The sequence below is a fragment of the Bdellovibrionales bacterium genome (assembly GCA_019750295.1).
Taxonomy (GTDB): Bacteria; Bdellovibrionota; Bdellovibrionia; order Bdellovibrionales; family JAGQZY01; genus JAIEOS01.
In genome coordinates this window covers 46,785-67,296 of the sequence record JAIEOS010000009.1, presented here as the reverse complement: position 1 = coordinate 67,296, position 20,512 = coordinate 46,785, and the positions used below count along the sequence as shown (strand labels likewise).

Annotated in this window: 14 protein-coding genes; 7 read left to right on the top strand and 7 right to left on the bottom strand. The window is 47.0% G+C overall.

Going from position 1 to position 20,512, the window contains the following annotated elements; genetic code table 11:
- Nucleotides 1-124 precede the first annotated feature (124 nt).
- Entirely contained in the window at nt 125-547 is a 423-nt protein-coding gene (locus K2Q26_03150; protein ID MBY0314489.1) for a hypothetical protein, read from the top strand.
- 39 nt (nt 548-586) lie between these two features.
- Here the strand turns inward: K2Q26_03150 and K2Q26_03145 are convergent, their stop codons facing one another.
- Entirely contained in the window at nt 587-1,414 is an 828-nt protein-coding gene (locus tag K2Q26_03145; GenBank protein ID MBY0314488.1) for a DMT family transporter, read from the bottom strand.
- Nucleotides 1,415-1,462: 48 nt separating this feature from the next.
- On the opposite strand from K2Q26_03145, the gene K2Q26_03140 reads away from it, so the two are divergent.
- Nucleotides 1,463-1,741: a 2Fe-2S iron-sulfur cluster binding domain-containing protein gene (locus K2Q26_03140; protein MBY0314487.1), complete on the top strand. Its 279-nt coding sequence runs from the start codon at nt 1,463-1,465 to the stop codon at nt 1,739-1,741.
- Nucleotides 1,742-1,770: 29 nt separating this feature from the next.
- On the opposite strand, the gene K2Q26_03135 is transcribed toward K2Q26_03140, so the two are convergent.
- On the bottom strand, nt 1,771-3,714 hold the full coding sequence (locus K2Q26_03135; protein MBY0314486.1) for a hypothetical protein: 1,944 nt from the start codon (nt 3,712-3,714) through the stop codon (nt 1,771-1,773).
- Nucleotides 3,715-3,987: 273 nt separating this feature from the next.
- Nucleotides 3,988-4,380 carry an FKBP-type peptidyl-prolyl cis-trans isomerase gene (locus K2Q26_03130; GenBank protein ID MBY0314485.1) on the bottom strand — a complete coding sequence of 131 codons (393 nt, stop codon included), beginning with the start codon at nt 4,378-4,380 and terminating at the stop codon, nt 3,988-3,990.
- Nucleotides 4,381-4,799: 419 nt separating this feature from the next.
- Between K2Q26_03130 and K2Q26_03125 the strand changes: the two genes are divergently transcribed.
- Nucleotides 4,800-6,065, top strand: coding sequence for an MFS transporter (locus K2Q26_03125; protein MBY0314484.1), 1,266 nt, complete (start codon nt 4,800-4,802; stop codon nt 6,063-6,065).
- On the opposite strand, the gene K2Q26_03120 is transcribed toward K2Q26_03125, so the two are convergent.
- Nucleotides 5,994-8,516: an acyl-CoA dehydrogenase gene (locus K2Q26_03120; GenBank protein MBY0314483.1), complete on the bottom strand. Its 2,523-nt coding sequence runs from the start codon at nt 8,514-8,516 to the stop codon at nt 5,994-5,996. The two genes, K2Q26_03125 and K2Q26_03120, sit on opposite strands and share 72 nt — an antisense overlap.
- 669 nt (nt 8,517-9,185) lie before the next feature.
- Here K2Q26_03120 and K2Q26_03115 point away from each other — a divergent pair.
- The 4 genes from K2Q26_03115 to K2Q26_03100 all read left to right on the top strand — a co-directional run bounded on the left by K2Q26_03115 (nt 9,186) and on the right by K2Q26_03100 (nt 12,823).
- Nucleotides 9,186-9,398, top strand: a complete 213-nt coding sequence (locus K2Q26_03115; GenBank protein MBY0314482.1) for a hypothetical protein — start codon at nt 9,186-9,188, stop codon at nt 9,396-9,398.
- A 251-nt stretch (nt 9,399-9,649) separates the two neighbouring features.
- Nucleotides 9,650-10,210 carry a peptidylprolyl isomerase gene (locus tag K2Q26_03110; protein MBY0314481.1) on the top strand — a complete coding sequence of 187 codons (561 nt, stop codon included), beginning with the start codon at nt 9,650-9,652 and terminating at the stop codon, nt 10,208-10,210.
- Nucleotides 10,211-10,228: 18 nt separating this feature from the next.
- Entirely contained in the window at nt 10,229-10,972 is a 744-nt protein-coding gene (locus K2Q26_03105; protein ID MBY0314480.1) for a DedA family protein, read from the top strand.
- Between the two features lie 96 nt (nt 10,973-11,068).
- On the top strand, nt 11,069-12,823 hold the full coding sequence (locus K2Q26_03100) for a hypothetical protein (protein MBY0314479.1): 1,755 nt from the start codon (nt 11,069-11,071) through the stop codon (nt 12,821-12,823).
- Nucleotides 12,824-12,889: 66 nt separating this feature from the next.
- Here K2Q26_03100 and K2Q26_03095 read toward each other — a convergent pair whose 3' ends face one another.
- Genes K2Q26_03095 through K2Q26_03085 form a run of 3 tightly spaced genes read right to left on the bottom strand, consistent with a single transcriptional unit; the run spans nt 12,890 to nt 20,182 of the window.
- Nucleotides 12,890-14,017, bottom strand: a complete 1,128-nt coding sequence (locus K2Q26_03095; GenBank protein ID MBY0314478.1) for an N-6 DNA methylase — start codon at nt 14,015-14,017, stop codon at nt 12,890-12,892.
- A 17-nt stretch (nt 14,018-14,034) separates the two neighbouring features.
- Nucleotides 14,035-19,008, bottom strand: a complete 4,974-nt coding sequence (locus tag K2Q26_03090) for a hypothetical protein (protein MBY0314477.1) — start codon at nt 19,006-19,008, stop codon at nt 14,035-14,037.
- A complete protein-coding gene (locus K2Q26_03085; GenBank protein ID MBY0314476.1) occupies nt 18,995-20,182 on the bottom strand; it encodes a hypothetical protein in 1,188 nt (395 codons plus the stop codon). Before K2Q26_03085 ends, K2Q26_03090 begins: the two co-directional genes overlap by 14 nt.
- Nucleotides 20,183-20,512 lie beyond the last annotated feature (330 nt).

Below are 20,512 nucleotides of genomic sequence, written 5' to 3'. Positions count from 1 at the left end.
TTGCATGAGGCGTTATTGTGCAGCTTAAGTGCTCAAAATTTCGAACAAATTTGACAAGTCTTTGTAAGAGTTACAGGCTGTTAGTAGGGCCCGCGCAACGGCCCTTAAAAAGAGGAGATTTACCATGAAAGCACTACTTTTAATCACAGCACTCGCCTTTGCCCCTGCGGTTTGGGCCGACACTTTAAGCTTCGAAGAGCTTTTGTTCGAAAAAGGTTTTCGCGCCGGTTGTGCGACAAGCACCGCCGAGATTGCCAATATTTCCGATCTGATCGCCAAGGTCAGCCCTTGGGGAAATTGGTCGGGAACTTGGGATGGCAAAGCCATTGCCCTCACCCTCAATAAAGGCGGATCTAAGTTCACCGGCACTGCCACCTACAACGGCTCTAATTACGGTCCTAACAACGTCACTATTTGTGACTACGGTGGCACCTATTCCGTGACGGTCTTGGGATACCAGTTTCCGTTGGAAGTGATCAGCAGTAAAAAAATTCGTCTGACGTCACCGCTCAACTCGAGCGACAAGATCGTTCTCACCAGAAATTAAGAAAACATCTCAGGATGGCCGCGCCGCCATCCTGAGAACTTAAACCAGAGATTTTCTTTCGCTCAGTTTTTTAGAAATTCGCGTGCTCGCAATTAAACACGCCACAATCACTAACACTCCCATGAGCTGCCAGTTGTTGAGCGATTCATGAAATAGAAAATATCCGATCAGCAGGGCCCACAACACGCCCATATAATTATAAATCATCACCGAGGACGCGCGCTCCATTTGATACGCCAATGTCATAAAGTATTGCGCCAGCTGGGTAAAAATCCCGAGGAAAAGAATCAGAATCCAATCTAAGGTGGTGGGCTGCACCCACTCCCTATATGTGGGCCACGCCATCAGGGGAATGGTCATGAGCGGAAAATAAAAAACCACAACGAGGGGATCATCGGTATCTTTGAGACCTCGCACACACGTATAAGCACAGGCAGAAACAAAGGCGGTAATCACTCCCATAAAAGTGAGAAACCAAGAGAGCTCTCCGCTCCATCCTTTGACGAGCACCACTCCACTAAAGGCGATGAGCAATAACACCGCCTGAGTCCAGTGCGCTTTTTCATTGAGAATAAAATGGGCGATCAACACGCTAAACAGCGGTGACATTTGCGACAGTGTGATGGCCATCGCCATCGGCATGTGCTGTAAACAATAAAACAACGTAAATAAAGAAACCGTTCCAAAAAATCCTCGAAGCACCAAAATTTTTATATTTTTTCCCACCACTGAAAGTCCCTTGAGGCGGAGCGCCACATAGCATAAGGAAAGGGAAATCAGTGCTCTAAAAAACACGAGCTCTGACACTGGCAAATGCGGCATGAACTTCACTAGAGTATTGAGGGCCGCAAAAAAAAGTGTGGCCAAAACGAGATATCTTGCTGCCTGTGACATAATTGGGTAAGTATATAACTTATGACGACAAAATTAACCATCGAACTTTACGGCGAAAAACAAGTGATTGATATGGAAGAAGGCGAAACAGTCTTAGACGCCGCCCTTCGCTCCAATGTCGACGCTCCCTATGCCTGCATGTCTGGAACTTGCAATTCTTGCCAGGCCCACGTGGTCAGCGGAACCGTAGAGATGGACGGTGCCGACGCTCTCACCGAAGACGAAATTGCTTCAGGAGAAGTCCTCACCTGCTGCACCAAAGCCACTTCCGAGTCACTACATATTAAATATCCCGAATGATGTTTTGCGACCGACCGTCGTTCACTCACCTACCGGGCTTTGACCGGCGGCGCATAGGCGGTGGGGGCCCAACGAATATAATCGATCAGAACATGGCCGCGACCACGGCCAGGGTTTAGCATATGACCAAACTCGATGGCGGCCACTTCTTGGTTGAGCGCCATTCCCCCAGTAGCTTCTAGGTGTTGATCGTAAAGAATCGGCACAGGATTATTATCAATGTATAGATGAGCATAGAGTTGGCCAGCAGCGCGCACCAAGCGATAGATATGATAACCATTTGTCGCATCGATCGTCGCTGACTGATAGCCGACATCGCGATAACCCACATTTTTAATTCCCAAAGGCAATTCCACTCGGCCCGGCGAAAAGACCATTCCCATGGTTCCTGTTTCATCAATATGAAAAATCGAAAAACCGCGATTCTCTGAATCCTTCATCACTTTTAGCCGCACTTCTAAAGTCACATCGCCGCGTCCAATTAAGCTCGGCACTGAACGCAAAAGACAAGTGGCAGGGCTTCCGTTCACAGCATTGTAGACCATTTTTTTATCTGCGGAGATCGTCCATGCTTCACGCTGACAACCGCCCGCCTCGCTCGAGAAAGATCCAAAAATGCCATAGGGATCTTTGACAAATTGAACGGCATCGAAGCCCGCAGGAATAAAGTTCTCTGATTTATCCGGAGGCAACGGAGTGGGTAGCAGAACGGGCGCACGTCGCTCGGCCATTGGAAAAGATGATCCTGGCGGATAAGCGCCACGGCGGTAGCGAGCGTAGTCTAAAATAAAATGAACGCGATAGGCACTCTCACCTCCCAAAATAAAAATGGGATAGTCTTGATTGGAAAGAGTGTTCGGTCTAAAGCGAGCATTGCCACTGGCGGTGAGAATGGGCGTCGCTGAATCATTCACATATACGTGAAAGCGAGCTTCTCCTGGAAGCTGCACGACACGATAGGTATTAAAATCGCCCACCGTATCAAGCGGTGCCGAGACTTCGGGAAATCCATATCCTCCGGCCTTAATGATTCCCGGAGAAATAAATAAACCGATCACCGATCCATCGTTCATCACATAGTAAAAGTTAAAGGCATCGTAGCCCCCATTATTGAGTCCGCTGTTGGGCTGGAGCTTCATCCTAAATTCAAAAGTGAGTCCCGTTTCCATTCTTAAAAATTCATCACGGCGCCAAAGGGCTCCGCCCTTATGCCAATCTAAAGGGTTTGTCGCTCGATCGATCGTTAGAAAACCTTGGCTAGGTGTATTGAATCTAAATCCGCGTCCCGCTTCGTAATCCTCGAGAGAATCATCATCAATAGGAACATCCCAAATGTATGGAGATGTCGCGTGATCAGCGGCGGTATCTACTCCGTCGTACCAGGACTCCCAAATTCCCGCGGTACGATTCCACAAGTCGTAGCGGTTTAAGTTGAGATACATCATCGTATTCAGATAACTTTTGACCAGTGGATTTTTTTCGATATGAAGTTGGAGCGTTGGCTGCGGCTGCAAATACCCACCGCTACTGTCCAAGCAAACTAATTTAAATTCAGTGTCGAGGGTTAAATGGTCCACCCGGTGAGATCCTTGCGCGGATGGCGCCCATGGAGCATATCCCGTCCTCTGACTATCACTCAACGTCAGAGAACAAGTCGCTGCGTAAACACCACCGCTCCACTGCACAATAACCGAGCCCCCAGGTGCGATGTCTTGCGAAGACAGCGAAAGATGGGGGGCATAAGAGGCCACACATTGATTCCCAAAAGATGAAAACCCCGAGGCACAGGACTTAGTGGGGCTCGCGGCCCATCTTTGCGCATCCGGCAGAACGCTCACCCCGGTTGAGTCCAAGGACCTAATTCCGGACTCAGTGGAAGCAGATTTAAATTGCGTGCAGTTCTGTGCAGCAAAAATAGCGAGAGCTAAAACGCCGAAAGAACTTATTCGAATTAACAATTGAATCCATTTCATACGGGCTAACCTTCGTCCACGCCAATGGTGAGCGCGAGCCAACGAACTCGAAAAAAGTTTGAATGTTTATAAATTTCCAACACTTCACTTATCGACAGATTTACGAATATTTTTAACTTTCTTCGTCAAAGGATGCGTTCCTGTGTCTCGATATGAAACGAACCGCATCGGCTGGGATATTTGTGACTCCAGGAGAGATTTGATTTTCACAGAACAAAAAAAAAGCCTGACGTTTGCCAGGCTTTTTTCATTTAAAACTGCTGTGGCAGTTCTTTATTTTTTCTTCGTAGCAGGACCAGTTTCGTCTTTAACGATCTCAAGAAGTTCAACTTCGAACTTAAGAGCCGCACCTGGCTTAATCACTGGAGGAGCGCCGCGATCTTTGTACGCGATGTCCGCAGGGCAAACGAGAGTGGCTTTACCGCCGACTTTCATTTTTTGAACGCCTTCAGTCCAGCAAGGAATCACACCATTGAGTGGGAATGTTGCAGGAGTTCCGCGATCTCTAGAGCTATCAAACACCGTTTGATCTCTCAAAGTTCCGTGGTAGTGCACTTTTACTTTGTCAGTGGCTTTTGGCGTTTCGCCCGTGCCCGCTTGAGTTTCGCGATAGATCAAACCGCTCTCCGTTTTTTGTGCGCCGGCTTCTTTAGCGGCTTCGTTGATGAAAGATTCAGAATCTTTCTTTTCTTTCTCAGCAAACAGAGCAGATCTCTTTTGAACAAGAGTTCCGACGTTTACGATCTGTTGACGAACATCTAATTCCGGCTTCGCGTCTTTTAGACCGTCCATCAAACCTTTACGGAAAACTTTCAACTCTTGATCAGAAAGTTGGAAAGTCTGTAGTTTTTTACCCATATCCACTGCGATTGAGTAAATTGTTTTTTCGTCATCTGTTTTAGGACTTGCAGTGCCGCCCGAGCAATTCGCGAGAAAAATTCCCGCAACCGCTAAAAGCAATACGTTAAAAAATAGTTTCATTTAGGTCTCCTTAAGTTGCTTAAGTGTAATAATAAAGACCTGAGGGCTAAGAATTCAAACTTATTCTCTAGACATTTAGCAGCGTAAATTCTTAAGATGTCAGGATGACTCGCTCAAAAATAAGGCACTTGTTCTCTGGCATCGATCGACAATCTTGGTCTTGGGCTCTTGCGGACTGGGCCAACTCGGCTTACACCACCACAGTTATTGCCGTTTTTTTCCCCATTTTTTTTAAAGAATACTGGGCCAGCGATCTCAGTGCTTCTCAGTCCACTTTTTATTTAGGACTCTCAAACTCGGCCAACAGTATCATCGTCTTTTTGATCGCTCCTTTCATGGGAACTTTGGCCGACGTGAGCCATAAAAAAAAATGGCTCCTCGGAATTTTTACGACCGTCGGCGCTCTGACGCTCATTCCTTTTTTCTTTATTTCTCGAGGAGACTGGCAAACTGCCATTATATTCTTCACCATTTCGAACATCGGCTACTGGCTGAGTAACATTTTTTATGATGCCCTCCTCGTCGACGTTTCGACCGAAAAGAACATTTCCTTCGTTTCGAGCCTGGGATTCTCCCTCGGATACCTCGGCGGCGGCATTCTTATCGTGATCAACGCGATCATGACGGCTCACCCAGAGCTCTTGGGAATCGAAAATACCGCGCGCGCCGTGCAATGGTCTTTCATCACTGTTTGTGTTTGGTGGATTCTTTTTAGCCTCCCCCTGTTCTTTTTTGTGAAGGAGAACAAGTCCACCGCGCGCGCGCCGCTAAGCGAATCGTTTCGACGATTTCGACAAACCTTTTTACAGATGCGCCAGCATCGCGATCTTTTTTTATTTTTGGCCGCATATATCTTTTATATCGATGGGGTAAATACCATTATCAAAATGGCTGTGGATTTTGCTCTGTCGATCGGCCTCAAATCCAGTGACCTTATCCTGGCCATTATTTTAGTTCAGTTTATTGGATTCCCCGCCACTCTCATATACGCCTGGCTGGCGCAAAAGATTGGCGATAAACCCTCTATTTACGTGGGACTTGCCATCTACTCGCTAGCGACCGTTTATAGCTATTTTATCTCCAATGCGGCGGAGTTTTACGGTCTCGCCATCGTGATCGGTCTAGTTCAGGGTGGACTCCAAGCCATGAGCCGCTCATTCTTTGGCAAAATGACTCCGCGAGATCAAGCCGGAGAATTCTTTGGATTTTATAATATGGTGGGAAAATTTTCGGCCATCTTAGGGCCACTGGCGGTAGGAGCTGTCAGTCTTACGACTGACAACCCACGAGTCTCGATACTAATTGTACTGATCTTTTTTATCATTGGCGGCGCCATTCTTAGCCGCGTCGGCCGCCCCAGAAACGCCTGATCCTTTAATCTGTCCTTTATGGTGGATGTACTCTTCTTGACTGAAGTCGTCCACCTGGATCGCGTCCCAACGAAGCTCAGAGGCCTTCTTCACTTGATCAAACTCTTCCCGAGTGATCACGCCAGCATTGAGCGCCTCTTGATAAATCGTGTCGTTCTTGATCTTAGGAAGCTTCTTCGAACGAACGGCTTTTCGCACCTTGCTCTCGATCTCTTCCGCCTTCTTGACTGCCTTAAATGCGATATCTAGACGAGTGATCGCTTCTTTCGGCTTGTGGTTAGGAAGATAAATATTTTCCGTCAATCGATCGCGCTGAGTGCTGTCTTGCTGAATCAGATCCGCCACTTTGTGCGTCAGACCATCATTGATTCCCGATGTGAATGTATTCATACGGCACCACCAGCTAAATGGTCCTTTGAAAATCCAACCCAAAATCGGAGCATCGATGTTTTGAAAAATACCTTCAAAGCCTTTTTGAATTTCGTTAAACGCGTGCTTCAACGCAAACTCAACAACCGGAAGATCTTCTTTATGCCCTTCGTGCTCGTAACGGCGAATCACCGAGGTCGCCAAATACATCCAACCTAAAATGTCGGCATAACGACCCGTAAGGTTCCCCTTCATTTTTAATTTACCACCCAGAGTTCCCATAGCGATATCTGACATAATGGCAAACGACGCCGAAGCCCATGTCAGTTTTTGATAGTAACGGCGAAGCGGTCCGCCCGGAGTGACCACAAAGTATCCTCGAGTCCAACTGAGAACGATCGAGCGGAAGGTGTTCTTAATGATGTGCCCGATGTGGCCCCAGAAAGCTCTATCAAAGCCTTTCTTATCGCCCTTCTCAACAGCGGCCACCTCGTGATACGCAAATGGATGCGCACGAAGAGCTCCCTGTCCAAAGATGATCAAAGTTCGTGTCATGATGTTTGCGCCTTCAACCGTAATCGCAATCGGAGCCGCGATATAAGCGTGAGACATCACGTTGCGGGGTCCGCGAGAAATCGCGGCGCCACCGAGGACGTCCATCGAATCATTGATCACTTTTCTCATCATTTCGGTGTTGTAGTACTTTGCGATGGCCGTTACGACCGGAGGCTTAATTCCTTTATCCAGTGCTCCCGCCGTGAACTTACGACAAGACTCCATCACGTAGCTCAAACCAACGATGCGCGCGAGAGCATCTTCGACGCCCTCGAGTTTACCAATGTTGACACCAAACTGTTTACGGTTGGTCACGTGGGCCGAAACGGCGCGCACAGCGTATTTACCAGCTCCAGCCCCTTGCGCTGGGAGCGAAATCCCTCGGCCTGCAGCCAAGCAATCCATTAACATTCCCCAGCCTTTACCGCAGCCGGCAACACCACCGACCACGCACTCTTCCACATCAATCACGACATCGTGACCTTGGGTCGGACAGTTAAAGAAAGGGACACCCAATGGATCGTGACGACGACCGATCGTGACGCCTTTCGTGGTCGTTGGAATCAACGCGCATGTAATTCCCAAATCTTCCCCTTTACCGAGAAGATTGTTCGGATCGCGCAATCGGAACGCCACACCCAGAACTGTCGAGATTGCGGCGAGCGTAATCCAACGTTTGTTCCAGCTCAGTTTGATATAGAGCTTTCCGTCGGTGCCTTTATAGATTTCACCTGAGGACTGAATATTGCCGGCATCGCTACCTGCACCAGGCTCCGTCAGAGCGAAACAAGGAATCTCTTCGCCATTGGCAAGACGACTTAAATATTTTTTCTTTTGTGCATCTGTTCCATAATGCAAGAGCAACTCGGCGGGTCCTAAAGAGTTGGGAACCATGACCAACACTCCGAGCGGCACCGAGTGAGTTGAAATCTTAGAAATAATATCCGAGTGAGCGAGCGCGGAAAATCCAAGTCCACCCTCTTTCTCGGGAATGATCATTCCAAACAATTTTTCTTTTTTAATAAAGTCCCAAGCCGCCTTCGGAAGCTCGCGCGTTTCCCAGAGGGACCAGTCATCGACGAGATCACAGAGCTGATCAATTTTTGAATCTAAAAATGTTTTCTCTTTAGCGGTGAGCTCGGGATAGGGCTCTTCCAGAATTTTTTTGAAGTTGGGAGTTCCCGAAAAAAGTTCGGACTCCACCCACACCACACCCGCTTCCAGAGCGGTTCTCTCGGTCTCCGAAATTTTCGGAAACACTTGCAGCTTTTTAAGAAGACCAAGAATGGGTCCCGAAACTAAAAGTGTTCTGAGCATCGGAATATTGAAGATCACCGCAACTCCGAGAGTTACAGCGAGTAACCACACCGGCGCATTGTATCCGACAAGAACCACGCCTGCGAATATCGTCCATAGGATGAGGGGTGCGCCCCAATAACCCAGGACAACCGCAACAAAAACAACTCCAGCGAAACAAGTCCAAAAACAGTCTCCTAAAAGGAAACCAAAGTATGCTAGTAAATCCACGAAGGACCCCCTTAATGTATGGAATTATGGTATTTGAGAAGGGACATTTGTACAACAAATATAAGGACTTAAGGCCTCTTGCCTCGACATATCAAGACTTATTCTTATTAGTTCCAAAATGGGTTATAAGTAAAACTGAATACCCCATATCTAAATGAATAATTTTTGTTTTTTGGCGAGGGTCTGTATACCTAGTCTTGTTCTCGCAGCGAGCACCCCCCAAAAGCTCCTACGAGATTGAGATGCCCCCCATCTCAAATGACCCCCCCAATTAAAGATCCCCCAAAAATCTTGAATTGAACTCTCGGAGTACCCCCTCCGAGAGATTTTTTTTATCCACCCATTCATTGTTCGCCATTATCCCGTACAACGTCCAGTCAGGATTCCATTAGAGATTCGTTAAGAACCATGGGACGCGTCTGTGCGAACTTTTTGAATTTTGTTCTGGTAGAATCGAATTTGGAAAGTATGTGTAGGGAGCTCCCTTGAGCGTGACGCGATCGCCGGGCTTCCCACCGGCGACAAGGGCGCTGAGCCCAGGGATGGGCGTCTCCCGGAAGAGACTTTCCAAATTCGATTCTACCAGAACAAAATTCCATAAACGGCCTCAGCGCACGGCACAAAGGTCTGTGAACAACTCTTGCTAAGAGAATGGTGGGGGTAATTACCATGTCATCATATAAAGAGTTCGTACAGAGTTCGGTTCTTCAACGTCTTGAGCAGATTCGCAATTTTATTAAGTCTATCAATCAGTGTGCACTTTGCGCAGAACCGCTCACTTTAATTCATGAAATCAACCAAGAATCAAACCAGGTGCTTGAGACCGCCCATTGCTCCAAATGCAATATGAACTCTCGAGTTAAAGATCACGCACTTCACTAGTGCGTTGAGATCTCGCCCTCGAGGCTTTGAGCTTCCGCTCACTTCCATTTATTGCTAGAGTTATTTAGAAAAATGTCAAAAACACAGGGCCAGGTTTTTGACACATGCCATTTTTTTGACGGATTTTTTTGAGGTGCAGATTGTCGGGACAAAGAATCGCTTTCATTGTTTTGCTTTTAAACTTACACTCGACTCCACTGTTGGCCGCTTCACCCCAAGCATCGGCAAAAGCTGTAGCTCAAAAAGTAAGCGTGTCAAAACTTCAAAATTCTAAAGAACAACCAGCTGTCGGCAAAGGAGCGAGTGTGAGCAACCCTACTGTTGTTATCGAGACAAATAAAGGAACATTGGAAGCAGAACTTTGGTTAGATAAAGCCCCGATGACCGTTCAAAACTTTCTTAAATATACCGCGGAAAAGTATTACGACAATACGGTGTTTCACCGCGTGATTCCTAATTTTATGATTCAAGGCGGAGGCTTTACGCCTGATATGAAAGAAAAAGATTCAAAACATGCGCCCATTAAGAACGAGGCTAAGCCCGACCTTAAGAATGTGAAGGGCACTTTAGCCATGGCCAGAACCATGGAAGTAAACAGTGCCACCAGCCAGTTTTTTATTAACCATGTCGATAACGATTTCCTTGATCAACGAGGAACTTCACCGCAGAATTTTGGATATGCCGTTTTTGGTAAAGTGACCAAAGGAATGGAAGTGGTCGATGCGATCGCGAAAGTTCCTACAGGAAATCATGGTTTCCATCAAGACGTGCCCAAAGAACCAGTGATTATTAAATCGATCACTCAAAAATAGGAATGACCTATTGTGAATATGCGGAAAACTTCCAATAAGTTCATCGCCATTGGACTGCTCCTATTTGTTTTAGGATTGGTTTACGTTGGAAGAAAAGTGGTGGGAATGGATCTCGAAGACATTCGAGATTGGTTTGCAGGTTATACCTATCAGCCCCTCATCGTGTACGCGGCGATCTTTGGTTTTATGTTTATCTGTAGCTTAGGTGTACCCATTCCCGAAGAAGTGATCATCATCAGCGCGGGTCTTGCGGGTCACATCTCATTAAATCCCGAAGAATACCCGCCGCCTTATCCTGGCGCCCCGATGGTCAACCCGCACACTCTGGCGGCCGTGTGTTTTCTTGCGGTGATTATCACCGATTATTTTATCTTTTCGATGGGTAAAGTTTTTGGAAAACAGATCATGCGCAGCGATCGCTTTCAAACTCATTTTACAGACGAAAAAATGGACCGTATTCGCGGTTGGGTTAAAAAGTATGGGTTTTGGGCCCCCTCGGTGTTTCGATTTATTCCCGGAGTGCGCTTCCCAGGTCACTTAATGTGTGGAGCCCTAGGGGTTTCCCAGTGGACCTTTCTTCTCACCGATGGTTTGGCCGCACTGTTTTCGGTTCCCACTCAAGTCTATCTTGTCTCTTACTATGGCGAGGATATCCTCACCTACGTGAAGAAGTTCAAAATTTTTGTTTTCGCCGCTTTAGCTTTACTCCTGGTCTTTTATCTCGTTCGACGTTTTGTGCTCTCTCGTCGCGCGACTATATAATAGCCAGAGTTTCGATCTCCTCGTCCAAGGGTCAGTTCTCCAGCTATGGCTCAACTTAAGAATTAAATTTGCCGAAATAGTTTACGAGGTAAATTTATGAAAAATGTAAATTCTCTGATGAAATTGGTCGTGTCTCTTGCAGTGATGGTTTCTGTCGCTGGTGCCTGCTCTCTTTATCGAAAAAAAGAGATGCCGACACAACAAGCTCAAAACAATGGCGCGGATCAAAATTCAGTGATCGCTGAGGACGAATTTGATCGCTCACCGGCATCTCTTCAGATGACGGAAATTCCATTTTTGACCTATGAACAGATCCAAAAATTGGATGCAAAAACAGTTTATAATTTTTATCGCAAAGTGCATGAGTTTATGGCCAATGTGGAAGAGTTCCAAAGCCAAAACGCCAATGGTGAATTTGAATCTAAGAAAAAGAAGTCCGCAGGATTTTTTCAGTTGATCGAAGAGAGCTTCGCCCAAGGAACTGAGACCCCTCCCCCTTACCGCGTTGGAGCGAACTGTCTTATCGGTGGATACTGGGGAACTTGGCAACGTCGACCGACGGGTAACGGGTCATTCCGAGTGACTTGTGATTCCCCCAACCGTTGCGCCCTCCCGACCGATACCGGTGGTCAACGCTCGGGTCACCAATGTAATCCGCGCTACTTCACTTATGCCAACGCAGCAACAGCCGAACCTTATTGCGCCAATTTGAGAAAAGATCTTACTCAATCAAATTGTATTACTGTCGTCGAAAGATTCTATCGTGAGATGGGCCAACAGTCTTTTGCAGATCATTTCCGCAGAAGTCTTTTAAAGGCCATCCAAGCCGACGCTCGATACGCCGGAACCTCCGAAGCGGAAGCCCTCCAAAAATATAAAGCAGAGGTCTTTACCGAATACCGTCGTATTCAAAACTACTGCGGAACAACTCAAGCGGAATGGAACCGCCACACTGCAGGTCAAAACCATTCCTGCTTTAAACTCATGCGCCATTACAATGAAATCGAAAGATCCGTGGCCCAGATTGAACGCGAAAATCCTCGTTTAGCTCGTCGCCCATCTCACCCTCCTCGCAGAGGACATGGACCCGCGTCGCCCGCTCGAGGACTGGGACCTTACGCATGTATCAAACAAGGTATGGCGCGCGCCGGATACCCCAATGCCTCTAACAAATATATCGCCGCGATCGCAATGGCTGCTCGCTACGATAATGACGGCTTCGGGGCCACTCTCCCTGCAGAACGCCGGCGTCTCGCGCTGCAAACCACGATTATGTCGATTGCTTCTCTCGGACCTTGCGATGCTTCTCAATATGAGTTTACACCCGAAGAAGAAGCCGCCTCCGAACGTTATTTATCAATGGATCGAGTCACTGATCGCAGTCAATTCGAACAGATCTTTCAAACTCGGCACGGATACGTTTCCTTTAACCAGTGGAGCTATCCAGCAACGAAACGCCGAAACTTTAACTATTGGAATCGTGGCCGGCCCATTCAAAAATGCGTCACCGCACCCACTCGCGAAAATGATATTCGCCATCTTTGCGTAGAAATGGCGAAAGCTTGCAATACAGAAACAACAGGCTGTGATCTCGCATTGAACGGAACTCCTGAGGAGGAAGCCCGTTTCCTTCGCGATGGAAATGGCAGCGATGGACCGGGCGGAACCGACGGCGGTGGTAACGGACCCGGCGGTAGCGATGGACCCGGTGGCAGCAATGGACCTGGAGGCGATGGTCCCGGTGGAAACAGCGGTGGCTCCTCTGGCGGAGAAACCGGTGCCGGATCTAACGGCGACGCGGGCTCCGGCGCCAGTGGCGGCGGCGGCCAAGGTGGCGGACCCGGCGGCTAACACCGACAAGGTTCCAGGTTCCTAAAAAACAAAAAAGCACGGTCTTCACACCGTGCTTTTTGTTTTTTAGGAACCTGGAACCTTGTCGGCAACCTTTTCGCGTTTGAGGAAGAGGTAGAAGAAAATTTCGATTCCGCTATTAAGCATATCGAGACTTCTCACCATCTCGTAGTCGGGATGACTTAACATCACTCCCCGCGGGACGATGATTCCAAGGCGATCCGCTTGCGTCCAGGAGATGACGGACTCGAGCAATTCCGGGAAGTAATTCCGTTCTTTGATTTTAATACGCTTCCCGTAAGGTGGATTCATGATCACCAGTTTTTTATGATCTTCCTTGAGAATACCCTTCTTATCGAAGGCGTCTCGTTGAGCAATGGTGGCCTTTTGGAGGTGTGCCGAACGCATATTTTTTTCGGCCATCCTCACCACTTTCTCATCCAGATCAAACCCGTAGAGATGATGAAAATCCATCATTGAACTCTGAACAATCTCGGGCACTACCACCTCTTTCACCAAAGGAATCTTCCAAGTCTGAAATCCGTAGGTCCGCGGGGAGGCGAGATGCATATTATTCGCTTCTAAAAGAAAAGTTCCCGAGCCAACGACGGGATCCACCAAGACCCAATCTTGAAAGTTAGAAATTCCTTGGACGGAAAACTGCAAAATGCCGGCGGCGATGTTGTCTCGCAAAGGAGCTTCCCCCACCCACTTGTCGCCGCCGCGCACGTAAAGATCTTCGCCCGACGTATCAATACTAAAAGTGCACTCATCTCTAAAGAAGCGAATGTAGATGTCACTGCCCGCCTTGTCCTGCTTCAGATTCGCTTTTCTCTTAAAAATATTCTCGAGGTTTTCCTTAAATCGGAGCTCTGAGGTTCGGCTACTCACATAAATTTTACGGTAAGTTCCGAAGAGTCCCCACTCCTGCTCTTTAATGAAAGCAATAAAATCGTCCTCGCTACTGATCTCCCGGGACGCTAAACGTAACAGGACACGAACGGGAATTTTAAGAAAATTGAGTTGAAGCCCCTGAACCAGCGGGAGCGCGACTTCGATTCCGCCGGGGAATTGCTCAAATTCAGAAAGCGTCGTTTGGAAAACATCACTGTAGAAGCGATGAAGCTCATAAAGAGCCGCTCGCTCTAACCCGGGCGGCACCACAATAAAGAATCGACTCTTTTCTGTATCCACGGAAATCAAAGCCGCTCTTAACGAGCGACTTCTAACCAATCTGTGACAAGATCATCCGGACTGTCGGAGAACTGATAGAGTCCTGGGAATGTTGGTAATGACTGAACGTAAGCCTCTTTCATCATCTGAAGAGCTTTCGCTTCATCTTCGTAATTCACAATCTCCATGGATGAGCGATCGTTATGTCGCTGATCGGCTCCTAACTGAGCCATAGAGACCAAGTCATTACGGGCATAACCATACATTGACCACCAATTTAACTCTCGCTCTGGCTTTTTCAGAGCCGCCTGGAAGATTGCAAAATCTCGAACTCCACGAATCTGGAGCATCCAAGGATGGTTCGCCAGAGACTGAGGATCCTGCATATCCCCCTCATTAAAGATCTGAGTGAGATAGTAATATCTTTCACGAACGCGAAGTTGTTTTCCTTCGTTAAGATCGTCCATCTTGTCGTGGTCTCCAGAGCACATCATATAGCCAATTCCAGAGATAAACTTCGTGTCGTACCCGACGGCCGCACCATCGTTTCTCACGAGGCTTTCGATCGCTTCTCTATAATATTTTGCATCGAAACGGACGGTGACGCACTTTTCCCACTCCGACAATTCAATATCGAGAGTCGAAATCTGCGCCGATAACGTCGTACCGTCCGAAACCGATGTTCCGTTGGAACGAGAAACGTTTTCGTTCTGAGCCCAGGCGAAATTCACCATACCGCCTGCGACACCAATAAATTTGTTGGCGGCATCTCCAGCTCGTCCACCCACCGCACCTGAGAGCTTTTCTAAAGACTCGAGCGGATCGAACTTCATACCACGATTCACGCCAAAGCTATTTGATAAGCTAAAGCTTGTACCTACGGAATAGTTGAGCGTCTTACCATCGCGGTAGATGTATCTGTTAGACGTATCAAGAACGCGAGCGTTACGAACGACCTGCATCGGTAGTAATCGAGCTAAAGTGGCGATCTTGAAATTCTGATCCTTAACATTATTCATGCCCTGAATCGCTCGTTTCGCATCGCTATAAAACGTACGGACCAGAGACTGACAGTTCTCTTCAATCGCACGCACTTTACCTAAGATAAACTGACGATTGTGAGGGACTGCCGTCGCACGAAGCGCAAAACGATGGAGGCCCTTTTCGATATGACGATCGAGCTCTTCGGTATTTCGCGGCACCATTTGCGCGGTCAATTCTGTGCAAAGCCCCATCAGAACATCTCGCTTCTTTTCCAAGCTGAGCTTTTCTGACATCAGTCCGTTCTTAGAGAATTCTTTTAAATCTTGCATCGCAAGAGAGACCGACTTCTTCTCATTTATGCTGTTCACGAATTCTTGCTTCGTCACTTGGCGTTCGGAATCTCTCAAACAACTCTCAGGCAGATTTGGAATCACGTACTCACGATCCTCTTCTGTGGCGGCATTCTGCCAGCGACGATAAGTCGCATCAACCTGTGACTTCCATTGCTTGTAACAATCTTGATCCAAATAGCGCACCTTCTCTTGGGAATCACCAAAAGAGACGTATTGCATGTTCATCTTTTCGACGAGGTTCCCAACTTCGGAGAGCTTTTCCATCTCTTGAATATATTGAGAACGAACCCCGCGAAACAACGGAATCAAATCTTCCACCTGCTTGTTGTAGAAGTGGCCCACGTAACCAAAATAAGGGCTACGCTCGTAGGCATCGTTGACCGCATTTCCAAAGGCTCTCACCATTTTTTCACGGAGATCCTTCATGAAGTTTGAATTGTTCGTAATGCTCTTCTCGGACTCATCAAGCACCGCACAAGTTCCCTGACATCGGCTCTCATCAAGAACATCGGTCGGACGCATCGCCGAACCGTTCCCGTTCAATACGAAAGTGACTGGACCAATAAAAGTACGGCGAGGAAGTCCGGAAACTCGCTCTCCCCACTCTTGTCCATTTTCGTCTTTTTCCTTCTCGTCTCCCTGGTTAGAGAGCAAATCAAAGTCATAGTTCGGCATGTACGGTTTTGTGAAGTCATCCCGTAACGAGCTACTCTGGAACTGAGCATACTCTTCCGCAGTAAGGATGGAACGCAACCAACGATCAGAACCAATATCTAAAGTTGATGTTAAATAGTAGAAACGGTTTTCTTTATCCAAGTCGATACGACAAAGAGCTCCGTCCGCCCTGTTTGACGATGTGATATCGTACAACTGAGCTTCTTCATGACGACCCGCTGCCTTTAGATCTTTGACGATCTGAGCACACTCTTGCTCGCGCTTCTGCACGTAATCTTCGGCGGATCGAGCGGTTTCCGCCTCAATCTTGTTTTTAATTTTATTTTGAATGGCCTGAATCGTGGTTCTCAATGCCGAATTCACAGCTTGGTACTGACGATTACGATCATTGGATACACCCGTCTCTCCTAGGCTACGTATCCGCGCCATTTCGGAAAGAACTCTGGACATAGTCGTGCGATCAATTCCTTTTAAAAGGTTTTTCACTTTTTCTTCACTCAGGCGTAAACGCTCTGCCAATGCAGCTATCTGAGTTTGATCGGCCGCTTGACGAGCCACTTCCAATTCTTTTTGAATTTTTTCTTGGTCGGCCAGCTCATTAAGAACCTGAGGAGTGAGCTCCGTCCCGTTCTGACCCATCATCGAAGTCAATCGCTCATCAAGAAGAACTGCGAGACGAAGTAATTTTTCGTCAATGGTCTCCACTTGTATAAATAACTGAGCGCGAATTCGAAGAGTTCTAAGATCAGTGACGTCAAATTCGATCGGTGTTACGATTTTTCCACCAAGAACCCGCACGAGAGCCTCTTTAACGGTGAGGAATTGTTTCGTCTCACTATCATTGGCGTTTTCGGTGCGTAGACGACGCTGTCCCGTCCTTTTATTTACGGAGATCGCGCGTCCGGGAGCCGTAGGATCTAAGTAATCCTTCTGCATCGCCACTTTTAAAAGATAAATACCATCGCGAAGTTCGGAGAGACCACTTCGTCCCCAAATAATACTGTTGTACTTTAGAATCTTCGCTTCGACCGCCATCAAAACAGATTTCTTAACAGTTAAATTCATAAACTTATCGATCACATATCTAAAACCGATGGCATCATAATTAAAGTTAGTGATCAAAATGCGAGTCGGGGGTGCAATTTTTTGAGCCGCATCAATCTGCATCAGATATTCTTCAGGGAGAGCGCGAGCATCTCGACCAAAGGTAAACTTTTCGTCCCAAGGGTTGATGTAGTAATCGAGATCAAATTCCTGGCGCCCGAGGTCCGTCCCTAAATATTTAAGGTGGGAAACCTTTCGCACCAAGTTTTCACGATGATAGGGTTTATGAGAGATCATTCCAAACCAGCGCAAGCAGCCTTGATGGTCCGTTTCGCGAACAAGCTTAAAAGGAATTCCACGGTCTTCTGTAGTGATTTCGAATTTAAGCCCTCGACCAGGACTCTGTTGAGTGACGTTGTTCACGAGGCATGTATCAACGGTATATTGAATTGTACGATCTGTCGCCGTGTCTCCAGGCATAATCCGACTGAAGAGAACGTTGAGGAGATTAAATCGGAATCGCGGGAATCCTCTCTCGAGAGTTCCATACATTGGGACACAGTTTTTTTCGGAACCGTTCTTTTGTACGCACTGACGTCGAAGCTCTTCCTCTGTCGGGATAAGACCCTCCGTCAGACCTTTTTGCCACTGTTCATAGTTTGTCGCCGAAGCTAGATATTTCGCATAATCGAAATCTAGATTTTGCGGGGAATTGGAGCGTGTGTAAGAGCTCAAATCAAAAGATAGAGATTGAGACCGACCGATATCACTAAACTGCCCCAAAGTGTAAAGAGCTTGAAAGGGTTCAGCCTCAGGAACGTCGAAAGACTCGACTCTTAAAGCGAGTTGTAAATTCCCCCAGTTGGGACGAATCATCACGGAGAGAGGAATGAGCGCACTCACACCCATTGTGTTTGTTGACCAAATCTTATCGGCGGCATTGAATTTACGATCCGTAATGATGTGATAACCTCGAGTATCCAGATCGGTGGCGATGATTTGCGCCTGGATGCGATAGCGACCCATTCTTTGACTATCGTCATAGGGGGTGCCTGAAGAATTCTTGAGCCGAATTTTTAAACCCGAAAGCTGTAAGTTTAAAAAGAGATCCAGCGGCTGCAGACGATTCATGCTGCGGCGGATTTCAATATCAGCCTCATTGATTAAATCTTGGTTTGCTTCGGCGCCTAAATTGTTTTTAGAAACGTAGTTTTCACGGTTTTTCTGTAACGGCGTCACCGCTACGGAGCTGATCTCTAAACGCTTCGGCGTTGAAACGAGATCCCCTTTAAGGGCTTTATAAATATCATCTTCACCACGAGCCCAAGGCTGACGACGAAGAGAATCGCTCACTACTGTGCGCGTGATGTCTAAAAATTCGGGGTTGTCGCCACCACGAGATCTGTTCCAAGGATTAAAGAGAACCTTCTTATGGATGTAAGATTTTGGCGCGGCCATCGAGAGAATAACGAAGTTCACTTCGAGATTGACCGAATCGGCATAGTGGTTAAACGGAACAACTACAGCCCAATAGATACAGTCGTTGTTTTCCACATGCACGATCGTAGGATCTACGGCGGCATTTGCATTTTTTCGAGGCACTAACGCAAGGTCACTGTGGATTTTGAGTTTAGCGCCTAATATGCTGTTGTTCCTTGCGCGCACATCGGAGATTCCGCAAAGTCTTAAATTGTACTGACGATTGGTGACGGTTCCTGTGTTCACATCGCTCGTTGTATCAATACCTTCGATCGTGACATCTCCGGACGTTAATAAGTTCTCGGCGTAGCCCGTCACGTCGACTTGTCCACCACTAGATCGGCTAAAGCGAAATCGCTTCTGAGGATCTGGATTCCCCGTATCGATATCCTGACGCTTCTCTGCTTTAACGCAGGCATTTAACACCGTTGCAGTTAATGCAACTACGACCCACTTGAACATATTAGATTTTGTCATAGGCTGTCTCCACCCCAAAATAGAAGTAATCTTGATTCTGTTGTAAGCCATCAGGATTAAGAACATCAGCTTTGTAATACTGAGCTCTCAATCTAAAATTGTATTTTTTAAATTCTAAAGAAGTATCTACGCCGTTCCCTTTTTTGTTGGTGTTTCCATAACCCCAACTGTTGTAGAACGCCGGAACCACGTCCGACTCGGCGAAGAAATTTTCGTAGGTCACAAACCAGTTGTAGTTCTGGAACATGATGACCGTACCGACAGCGACCACTTGACCATCATTATAGGTCGCGGGCGCTTCTTCGTTTTTTATCACCTGATAAGAGATATAGGGCTGAACTCGATGATTGATTCTATAATCCGCAAAGGCTTTGGCAAACCAGCCTCTAAATGGGAAGGCGAAGGACGAGTTGTTGGGACCATTCACCTGAGAATAGAAATTTCCGCGCTTTTGACTTTCGAAAGCGACAAAGCTCGGAAGGTTTTTAAACTCATAAAGAGATCCAGAAATTCCCAAACCAAATAAATGAACTCCAGTTTGCGTCTTTTGATCATAGTCTAAGGATAAGGTGTGAGTATTAAATTGCGGAGTCGCTTCTTTTTCCACCGTACGAGTTGATAACGTTGAGGAGGTAGGAATTAAGGCTTGGGACATGACGGAGGTCGAAAACTCTTCGGTCCACTGCCCGCGAACTTTTGCAGAGACTCCCGGGAATGCGCGGCGATACATAAGAAGAGGCATCCCTAAAACATCTTGATCGATGATTCCAGCCTTGCCCGAAAGGACGTCGCTATAAAATGGTTTGTAGTTAATTGTAGCTTCTCTCACAAGAATTCCCGAGAGAGGCTCGAGATCTCCAAAGAAAGATTGAGTACGGCCGTTTTCAAATTTTCCACGAACGTCGGCACGGGCTTCTAGATTTTCTAAGAGTTTGTATTTACTTTCGAAGCTGACTTCGAAGCCACCGATTTGTGCGGTCTGAGATTCGAGGTCGGCCCCTTCTCCATAGATGCGAGCTTTCCACATCGCACCCAGTTGGCCCGGCTGAACTTCAGTAAGTACGCTATTTTCGTAATCGGAAATAAATTTAGAGTCGACGGCATAAGCGTCTAAAGTGAGTACACTCCCACAACTTATGAACACCAACAATCGCAGCAAAGCATTTAAACGCATTCTAGCCCCTAAATTAAGATTCCTACCTGAGTAATGTTCAAGAACTGTACCCAGATATGGAAAAGCTAAATACTCGGAATACCTATAAATTTTATTGTATTGACCCCCTAGCTTTACTGTTCCCGTCTACAATTTGTGAACAAAAATTGTCGTTTTTATAGGATTTACATGATTTTTTACAAGTGATTGATATTACTCAGGTTTAACCTACCAATTGTGTTATAACCCCTGTAAAACTTATCGGGTAAATGTTTGGAGTTTACGCCGCAGCCGCGTTAGAGGTCCATTTCGTAAGATCAGGCCGAAGGCTTCCCCCTCTATTTCCGTAAA

Excerpts from the sequence above, each read along its gene's own strand:
- K2Q26_03115 (MBY0314482.1), top strand. The coding sequence starts at position 9,186 with ATGTCATCATATAAAGAGTTCGTACAGAGTTCGGTTCTTCAACGTCTT.
- K2Q26_03085 (MBY0314476.1), bottom strand. The coding sequence starts at position 20,182 with ATGCGTTTAAATGCTTTGCTGCGATTGTTGGTGTTCATAAGTTGTGGG.
- K2Q26_03125 (MBY0314484.1), top strand. The coding sequence starts at position 4,800 with ATGACTCGCTCAAAAATAAGGCACTTGTTCTCTGGCATCGATCGACAA.
- K2Q26_03135 (MBY0314486.1), bottom strand. The coding sequence starts at position 3,714 with ATGAAATGGATTCAATTGTTAATTCGAATAAGTTCTTTCGGCGTTTTA.
- K2Q26_03150 (MBY0314489.1), top strand. The coding sequence starts at position 125 with ATGAAAGCACTACTTTTAATCACAGCACTCGCCTTTGCCCCTGCGGTT.
- K2Q26_03100 (MBY0314479.1), top strand. The coding sequence starts at position 11,069 with ATGAAAAATGTAAATTCTCTGATGAAATTGGTCGTGTCTCTTGCAGTG.
- K2Q26_03090 (MBY0314477.1), bottom strand. The coding sequence starts at position 19,008 with ATGACAAAATCTAATATGTTCAAGTGGGTCGTAGTTGCATTAACTGCA.
- K2Q26_03105 (MBY0314480.1), top strand. The coding sequence starts at position 10,229 with ATGCGGAAAACTTCCAATAAGTTCATCGCCATTGGACTGCTCCTATTT.
- K2Q26_03140 (MBY0314487.1), top strand. The coding sequence starts at position 1,463 with ATGACGACAAAATTAACCATCGAACTTTACGGCGAAAAACAAGTGATT.